8 protein-coding genes and 2 pseudogenes are annotated in these 8,356 nt (G+C 60.0%); 3 read left to right on the top strand and 7 right to left on the bottom strand.

The annotated features are described in order from the left end of the window. The 3 genes and pseudogenes from KGB07_RS13140 to hutC all read right to left on the bottom strand — a co-directional run. Positions 1–181, bottom strand: a pseudogene (locus KGB07_RS13140) (urocanate hydratase); the annotation flags it as partial. A gap of 490 nt (positions 182–671) precedes the next feature. Further along, the gene (locus KGB07_RS13135) at positions 672–1,241 is read right to left on the bottom strand and encodes a HutD family protein (RefSeq protein ID WP_223465569.1); all 570 of its coding nucleotides are present in this window, start codon (positions 1,239–1,241) and stop codon (positions 672–674) included. Between the two features lie 10 nt (positions 1,242–1,251). Beyond that, complete coding sequence (gene hutC / locus KGB07_RS13130; RefSeq protein ID WP_173677901.1) at positions 1,252–1,962, bottom strand: histidine utilization repressor; 711 nt, start codon at positions 1,960–1,962, stop codon at positions 1,252–1,254. 146 nt (positions 1,963–2,108) lie between these two features. On the opposite strand from hutC, the gene KGB07_RS13125 reads away from it, so the two are divergent. Next, a complete protein-coding gene (locus tag KGB07_RS13125; protein ID WP_223465567.1) occupies positions 2,109–3,473 on the top strand; it encodes a formimidoylglutamate deiminase in 1,365 nt (454 codons plus the stop codon). A gap of 59 nt (positions 3,474–3,532) precedes the next feature. Here KGB07_RS13125 and KGB07_RS13120 read toward each other — a convergent pair whose 3' ends face one another. After that, a complete protein-coding gene (locus KGB07_RS13120) occupies positions 3,533–4,102 on the bottom strand; it encodes a lipocalin family protein (protein WP_046041300.1) in 570 nt (189 codons plus the stop codon). A 30-nt stretch (positions 4,103–4,132) separates the two neighbouring features. Beyond that, a complete protein-coding gene (locus KGB07_RS13115) occupies positions 4,133–4,387 on the bottom strand; it encodes a hypothetical protein (protein ID WP_007975531.1) in 255 nt (84 codons plus the stop codon). A 281-nt stretch (positions 4,388–4,668) separates the two neighbouring features. Between KGB07_RS13115 and KGB07_RS29695 the strand changes: the two are divergent. Further along, positions 4,669–5,703: pseudogene (locus KGB07_RS29695) on the top strand (cache domain-containing protein); the annotation flags it as partial. 93 nt (positions 5,704–5,796) lie between these two features. Then, the gene (locus tag KGB07_RS29690; protein ID WP_404942359.1) at positions 5,797–6,561 is read left to right on the top strand and encodes a methyl-accepting chemotaxis protein; all 765 of its coding nucleotides are present in this window, start codon (positions 5,797–5,799) and stop codon (positions 6,559–6,561) included. Between the two features lie 117 nt (positions 6,562–6,678). Here KGB07_RS29690 and KGB07_RS13105 read toward each other — a convergent pair whose 3' ends face one another. Next, positions 6,679–7,281 (bottom strand): DUF924 family protein, encoded by a 603-nt coding sequence (locus KGB07_RS13105; protein ID WP_046041304.1) that lies wholly within the window; start codon positions 7,279–7,281, stop codon positions 6,679–6,681. Between the two features lie 3 nt (positions 7,282–7,284). After that, complete coding sequence (locus KGB07_RS13100) at positions 7,285–8,295, bottom strand: class 1 fructose-bisphosphatase (protein WP_046041307.1); 1,011 nt, start codon at positions 8,293–8,295, stop codon at positions 7,285–7,287. Positions 8,296–8,356 lie beyond the last annotated feature (61 nt).

The raw sequence follows: 8,356 nt of genomic DNA, 5'->3' as shown, positions 1-8,356 counted from the left end.
CAGCGCGACCGATACCACCGTAAACCACCAGTTCTTTAGGGTTCTCGGCGACTTCCGGGTCGAGGTTGTTCATCAGCATGCGCAGCGGCGCTTCGGTCAGCCAGCTCTTGGCGGTCAGCTTGTTACCACGTGCGGCACGGATTTCAACGTCACGAAACTTAGTAGGTTTAATGTCAGTCACGAAAAAGACTCCTCAGCAATCAATCCAAACCAACCCAGGCAGTGGGCGAGCAAGCCAATGGGCATCAATGCACACCGGCGAATCAGTGGACGATGGTTGAGTCCTCGTGACTCATACGCATACGTCTTTACTTGTACATACAAGCATATGCAATCAAGCGGCCAACTTGTTGGATGAGCATTCAAGAAAAATCCTGAAACGGCTGGAGAGCGCCTGGAGCAAGGGTTCTGGCGAAGATGAAAAGTTTTACGGGGGATTTTTGTGGCGAGGAGGTTTTGTTACTTGAGCGTGGTTTTGCGCCACGCTGGGGCGTTCGGTAACAAGTTGGTGCGGCTTTGGAAACAAGAAGTGTGAATGCTTTTGTGGCGAGGGAGCTTGCTCCCGCTGGGCTGCGAAGCGGCCCAAAACCGACATCCGCCGGAATTTGGAGTCCTTCGGCCTCCAGCGGGAGCAAGCTCCCTCGCCACAGAGAGGCTCATTGGCCTGGTAATCAGTGTGCGGCCAGCTCAATCACACAGCATGGGCTACTAACGGAGATTTCCAGCAGGCCAGTGTTACCGTCGAGTTGCAGGCAATCATGCCGACCGAGCTTCGAAGCGCTGTTACCGACCACCACTTCCAGCGCATCGCTGATGCTGAACACCAACACCGTACCCGCCGAGCTGAAAAACCGCTGCTCGCCACTCAACCACTGCAACCGCGCAGCGTAACGCTGCGGCGCGTAAATCAGGTTGAAATCGCGAATCGGACCGCCGAGCAATGTGCAGGAAACCTTGCTTTCACCGCTGAAGGCAAACGGGTCCAGCGGTAACAGTGACCGAGTGTCCTGGCCATCCACCGTCAGGGTCATGCCCTCGCCTTGCAACACGGTGATTACCCGCTCATAACCGGCAAAGGTGGAAAAGCCGCCCGATTCGCCAATGTCGGCAATCGACAGACGCCAGCCAAAGCCATCCAGGCCGGTGCCGGCATCGCGGGTAATTTCTTCGGTGCTGCCGCCGCCGCTTTTCCACGGCATGCGTGGGTAGTCTTTGGCGCGTAAAAGCTTTGCGATACTCATTTATGGCTCTCTATTTATGAAACCGACCTTCCAGACGATGACGGGAACCGGGGTGGATCAAGCGAGCGGCGGTCACTGGCTGACGACCGGACCAGGTGCGGCGACGGATCAGCAGGCACGGCTCGCCCTTTTCAATCTGTAGCAACTTGCATTCGGACGACTCGGCCAGGATCGCCTCGACCACGTGCTCGCCTTCGGTCAGCGGCGCGACCTGGTTCAGGTAGGCGTAAGGCGTTTGCAGGGTGAAGTCCTGCTTGAGGTAGTCCGGCGCCACCAGCGCATTGACGAAACGGTCTTCGATTTGCACCGGGATATCGTTTTCGAAATGCACGATCAGCGAGTGGAACACCTTCTGCCCTTCGCGCATGTCCAGGGCCAGGGCGCGCTCGGAGCCGGCGGCCTCTTCTTCAAGGGTGATGACCTTGCAGGTGTGGCGATGACCGCGAGAAGCGATTTCGTCGGCGATGTTGTGCACTTCAAACAGGGCAGACTGGCTTTTCGGCTCGGCGACGAACGTGCCGACGCCTTGCATGCGCACCAGCAGGCCATCGGCAGTCATCTCGCGCAGGGCGCGGTTGATGGTCATACGGCTGAAGCCCAACTGGCTGACCAGTTCGCTTTCCGACGGAACGCGATAGTGCGGCGGCCAGTTTCCACTGTCGATTTGCTGGGTGATCATTTGTTTGACGCGGGCGTACAAGGGCGCCGGACTGTCGCCCATGTTCGCGGCCAACGGAGAGACTGTAGGCGGAGTCGGCACGGTTAATCCTTGGTCGTTTAGTAGATGTCGCTAGCTTGCCGGAGTTTACCGGGCAGGCAAACGTCTGTATATGTATATACAAATAACACACGATGGGGTGCTGAACCATGTCCGCCTTCTTTGCCGAACGCGCGCTGCTGCCTAGTGGATGGGCCAACAATGTACGTCTTGAGGTCAACGCCGACGGCGTATTGACCCATATCCAGGCCGATTCCAACGCAGATGGCGCCGAACGGCTAAGCGGTCCGCTGCTGCCTGGCATGCCGAACCTGCACTCCCACGCCTTCCAGCGGGCCATGGCCGGGCTGGCGGAAGTGGCGGGCAATCCGAACGACAGTTTCTGGACCTGGCGCGACCTGATGTATCGCCTCGTCGGAAAAATCAGCCCGGAACAACTCGGCGTCATCGCCCGTCAGCTGTACATCGAAATGCTCAAGGCCGGTTACACATCGGTGGCGGAATTTCATTACGTACACCATGACATTAACGGCCAGTCTTACGCGGACCCGGCCGAACTGGCCCTGCGTATCAGCCAGGCCGCGGGTTCCGCCGGTATCGGTCTGACCCTGCTGCCAGTGCTCTACAGCCACTCCGGTTTCGGCGGCCAGACCCCGAACGAAGGTCAGCGCCGCTTCATCAACAGCACCGAAAACTACCTCAAGCTGCAATCGCGCCTGCAACCGGCCCTGGCGCAGCAGCCGGCGCAAGCCCTGGGCCTGTGTTTCCACTCGCTGCGCGCGGTCACGCCGCAGCAGATCAGCGAAGTGCTGGCGGCCAGCGACAAGCAATGCCCAGTGCACATCCACATCGCCGAGCAGCAGAAGGAAGTCGACGACTGCCTGACCTGGAGCGGTCGTCGTCCGCTGCAATGGCTGTACGAAAACGTCGACGTCGATCAGCGCTGGTGCCTGGTCCACGCGACCCACGCCAACCCGGAAGAAGTCACGTCGATGGCCAAGAGCCGTGCCATCGCCGGCCTGTGCCTGACCACCGAAGCCAACCTGGGCGACGGAATTTTCCCGGCGGTGGATTTCCTAGCCCAGGGCGGCCGCATGGGCATCGGTTCCGACAGCCATGTGTCGTTGAGCGTGGTGGAAGAATTGCGCTGGCTGGAATACGGCCAGCGTCTGCGCGACCAGCGGCGTAATCGTTTGTATGGCGCGGATCAGCCGATGGTCGGGCGTACGCTGTTCGATGCGGCGCTGGATGGCGGTGCCCAGGCGCTGGGTCAGCCGATTGGCGCGCTGGAAGTCGGCAAGCGCGCCGACTGGCTGGTGCTCGACGGCAACGATCCGTACCTGGCAACAGCCAGCGGCGACGGAATTCTCAACCGCTGGTTGTTTGCCGGTGGCGATCGCCAGGTGCGGGATGTGCTGGTGAATGGCCAGTGGGTGGTGCGTGACGGGCGGCATGCTGACGAGGAAGAAAGCAGCCGCGCCTTCACCCAGGTACTGCGCGAACTTTTAGGCTGATACAAAAACCTGTGGGAGCAGCCGGTCGACGCTCGATTGCTCCCACAGGGTTACATGTATCAGTTGGACGTCTCGGCCATCTGCTGTTCCGACGCCCGCCAGATCAGCCGCGTGGTGTCGTAACCCTGCTGGCGCGCCTTGCTCAGCAGCTCCTCACGCACCACACCGTTCACGGTTGGCGTGCGCGACAACAGCCACAGATACTTGCGGCTCGGGTCACCGACAATGGCGGTCTTGTAGTCATCGCTGACGTACAGCACCCAATATTCGCCCTTCGCCGTACCCGGGATCAGCCTGGAGAACCAGGTATCGAACTCGACCCACAGCTTGTCGTTCTTGCCGGGCACCTGTGGAAAAGCCGTGCCCTTGACCTCTTCCCATTGCCATTGTGCCGTCAGGCAGCGGTTCAACACCGCGACGTTGCCGTCGGGCTTGAGCGTGTAGTGGGCTTCGGACTGCGCGCAGTCGCGCTGGAAGTACATCGGCATGCGAGCCAGCTCGTACCAGGTACCCTGGTAGCGCTTGAGATTGACGCTTTTGACCGTCTTGGGGGCCAATGTGTCCTGGCCAGACGAGGCACAGCCGGCCAACACCAGGCCGGCAAAAAGGATGATCAATAACCGCTTCATTGTTTTTCTCCCGTGGGCGATCGCCCCGGTTTACTTCAGGCCTTGGCCGGAAAACATCAGCACTTTGTCACCGGCGAACTGCACGCTGATAAAGCTGTTCTTGTCGCCCCAGGTGCAACTGGACATGCCGAGCGCGCCTGAACAATCGGCGGGTTTGCCCAACAGGGTCTCCACATCGGCCTTGGCCATGCCGGCGGAGAGCTTCGAGTAGTTTTCCTGATTGACCTTGCTGCAGGCAGCGAGCAATACGCAGAACGAAAGCAGGGCGATGGAACGCAACGACATGGTGAAACTCCGGGGGCGTAGGGGATTGGCATGGCTGCCAAGCTGAAGCTTAGAAGAGAAAACCCCTGTCAGGTTCCCTGCCAGGCAGGCTATTTATCGGGCCACTCGTCTACCTTTTGCCGAAAATCAGCCACTTTGCCTGTTTACCGAGCATTTCGTCGTTTTTCAGAAAACCCGCCTAATCTTTGGCGCCGTTCAGTCGACATAAATGCAACGCAAAGCCACGTCGGTGGCATTTGCTCCCCCATTTTGTAGAACAGCCCTTCTGCGGTAGCTCATCCATGACCAGAAACATGAAGTTCAGCCACAAGATATTGCTGGCTGCCGCCCTCGTGGTGGCCGTCGCATTCGCTTGTTTCATCCTGTTCAACGACTATCGCCAGCGCGAAACCTTGCGCAACAGTACCGAAGCCTCGATGCAGGAACTCGGCAGCCTGACCACCAGAAACATCCAGACCTGGCTGGAAAGCCGCATGCAATTGCTGCAGTCGATGGCCCAACAGATCAACGCCGACGGCAATGCTCCCGCTGGCCTGAAACGAATCATCGACCTGCCCGCCTACACCGGCAATTTCCAGCTGAGTTACTTCGGTGGCGCCGACGGCGTGATGTTCTCGGTCCCGGCGGGCAACCGCGCGGCGGACTACGATCCGCGCGCCCGCGGCTGGTACAAGGCGGCCAATAGTGCGCAACAGACCATCGTCACCGAACCCTACATCGCCGCCTCCTCCGGCAAGCTGGTGATCACAGTCGCCACCCCGGTGCAGCACCAGGGCCAGATGATCGGCGTCGCCGGCGCCGACATCGACCTGTCCAGCGTCAGTGCGATCATCAATTCGCTGAACTTCGGCGGTCACGGCCATGCGTTCATCGTCGGTGCCGACGGCAAGATCCTGATTCACCCGGACAGCAAGCTGGTACTCAAGAACCTGACCGAGGCCTACTCCAACGGTGCGCCGAAAGTCAGCCCGGGCATGAAAGAAGTCGAAATCGACGGCAAGCGCCAATTCATCTCCTTCACCCACGTCAACGGCGTACCGTCGGCGGACTGGTACGTAGCGCTGGTGCTCGACCAGGACACCGCGTTCTCGATGCTCAGCGAATTCCGCACCTCGGCGATCATCGCCATGGTGATTGCCGTGGTGATCATCATTGTGTTGCTGGGCATGCTGATCAGCCTGTTGATGCAGCCGCTGCTGACCATGGGCCGCGCCATGCACGACATCGCCGAAGGCGAAGGTGACTTGACCAAACGCCTGGTCATTCACGGCCACGACGAATTCGGCGCGCTGGGACTGTCATTCAACCGCTTCGTCGAGCGCATTCACACCTCGATCATCGAAGTATCCTCGGCCACGGGACAGGTCAACGAGGTGGCGCTGCGTGTGGTCGCCGCGTCGAACTCTTCGATGTACAACTCAGACCAGCAAGCCTCGCGCACCAGCAGCGTGGCCGCGGCGATCAACCAACTCGGTGCCGCCGCCCAGGAAATCGCCCAGAACGCCGCCCTGGCCTCGCAACATTCCAGCGATGCCCGCAGCTTGGCCGAAGACGGCCAACAGGTGGTGGATAAAACCATCGCGGCGATGCAGCAGCTGTCGGCCAAGATCAGCGATTCGTGCGGCAACATCGAGACCCTCAACAGCAACACGGTCAACATCGGGCAGATCCTGGAAGTGATTACCAGCATCTCCCAGCAAACCAACTTGCTGGCACTAAACGCGGCCATTGAAGCGGCACGCGCTGGCGAGGCCGGGCGTGGTTTCGCGGTGGTGGCCGATGAGGTGCGCAACCTCGCTCACCGCACCCAGGACTCGGCGCAGCAAGTGCAGACGATGATCGAAGAGCTGCAAGTCGGCGCCCGGGCAGCGGTGGGCATCATGACCGACAGCCAGCGGCAGAGCGAAAGCAGCGTCGGTATCGCCAACCAGGCGGGCGAACGCCTGGGCAGCGTGACCCAGCGCATCGGTGAGATCGATGGCATGAACCAGTCGGTCGCCACCGCCACTGAAGAGCAAACGGCGGTGGTGGAGTCGATCAACGTCGACATCACCGAGATCAACACGCTGAACCAGGAAGGTGTGGAGAACCTGCAGTCGACCTTGCGTGCGTGTGCCGATCTTGAGCAGCAGGCGGCGCGGTTGAAGCAGTTGGTGGGTAGTTTCAGGATCTAAGGCGCTGCTGAAGGCCCCATCGCGAGCAGGCTCGCTCCTACACTTGATCTGTGGCGTTCACAAATCCACTGTAGGAGCGAGCCTGCTCGCGATGGCGGCATCAGCCACAATGAAGATTTAAAACCGTGAACCAGGCTTTGAGAGAAACGCCAACTCCTCAGCCGTAGACTCCCTTCCCAACACCGCATTGCGATGGGGAAACCGCCCAAACTGCGCAATCACCCTCTGATGCCGCTCGGCGTAATCCAGGTAATCGGCAAACAGGGCTCGATCACTTTCAGGCTGCTGCGCCACCAACTCGATGTAACGCGAGACACCTTCGTTCTGCACCGCGAGATTCTCGCTGTGCTCGAATACCAGGTAGATGAACACCCGCTGAATCGGCTGCAACTGCCGATCGAAATCCGCGGCAATGCCTTGGGCTACCAGTTTCTGTGCGCGGGAATCGCCGGAGAATGCTTTTGGTGTATCGCGAAAGATCATTCGCGGGATTTGATCGAGCAACAGCACCAGGGCCAGCCAACCTTCGGGACGTTGCATCCACTCGGTCAATCCGCCGGCCAGTGCCTGCTCGGCCTGGTCCCCGAAACGCTCACGCGCTTCGAGGTCCTGGCTGTCGCGCTTGCCAAACCACAACTTGCCCTTCTGCGCCGCCACTTCCCTCGCTGACCCGGAGCTTCCGAACCACCAATCAAGCAACGGCTGCCAGGGCGTGGTCATGGTTTATTCCTTGTGGTAAGCCGTGACGCGGGCAACTTCTTCTTTCGAACCGAGGAACACCGCAACACGCTGGTGCAGGCCTTCCGGCTGGATGTCGAGGATGCGCTGGTGGCCGTTGGTGGACGCGCCGCCCGCTTGCTCCACGAGGAACGACATCGGGTTGGCTTCGTACATCAGGCGCAGTTTGCCCGGCTTCGACGGCTCGCGGCTGTCGCGTGGGTACATGAACAGACCGCCGCGGGTCAGGATGCGGTGTACGTCGGCGACCATCGCGGCAACCCAACGCATGTTGTAGTTCTTTTTCAGCGGGCCTTCATCGCCTGCCAGCAATTCGCTGACGTAGCGCTGTACCGGTGCTTCCCAGTGACGCTGGTTGGAAGCGTTGATGGCGAATTCCTGGGTGGCTTCAGGAATGGTGATGTTTTCGTGGGTCAGGACGAAGCTGCCCATTTCACGGTCCAGGGTGAAGCCTTTCACGCCGTCGCCCAGGGTCAGGATCAGCATGGTCTGCGGACCGTAGATCGCGTAACCGGCGGCCACTTGCTGGGTGCCTGGCTGCAGGAAAGCCTTTTCGTTCAAAGGCTCGTTCTGGCTCAGGTATTCGTTCGGGCAACGCAGTACCGAGAAGATGGTGCCGACCGGGGCGTTGATGTCGATGTTCGACGAACCGTCCAGCGGGTCGAATACCAGCAGGTACGCGCCTTTCGGGTATTTGCCCGGGATCTGGTAGGCATTGTCCATTTCTTCGGACGCCATGCCGGCCAGGTGACCGCCCCATTCGTTGGCTTCGAGCAGGATCTCGTTGGAGATCACGTCGAGCTTCTTCTGCACTTCGCCCTGGACGTTTTCAGTGTCCATGCTGCCCAGAACGCCGCCGAGGGCACCTTTGGACACGGCGTGGTTGATCTCCTTGCAGGCACGCGCCACCACTTCGATCAGGAAGCGCAGATCGGCAGGAGTGTTGTTGCTGCGGGTCTGCTCAATCAAATAGCGACTCAAGGTAACGCGGGACATGGAAGGCTCCGGTGGAATGGGGGGGCTAAAAACCCGCGCAGTTTAACGCGAGTCGGGGCGC

The sequence above is a fragment of the Pseudomonas sp. GL-RE-26 genome, assembly GCF_019956275.1.
In the GTDB taxonomy this organism is placed as follows: Bacteria; Pseudomonadota; Gammaproteobacteria; order Pseudomonadales; family Pseudomonadaceae; genus Aquipseudomonas; species Aquipseudomonas grandcourensis.
This window is presented reverse-complemented; position numbering and strand designations above follow the sequence as displayed.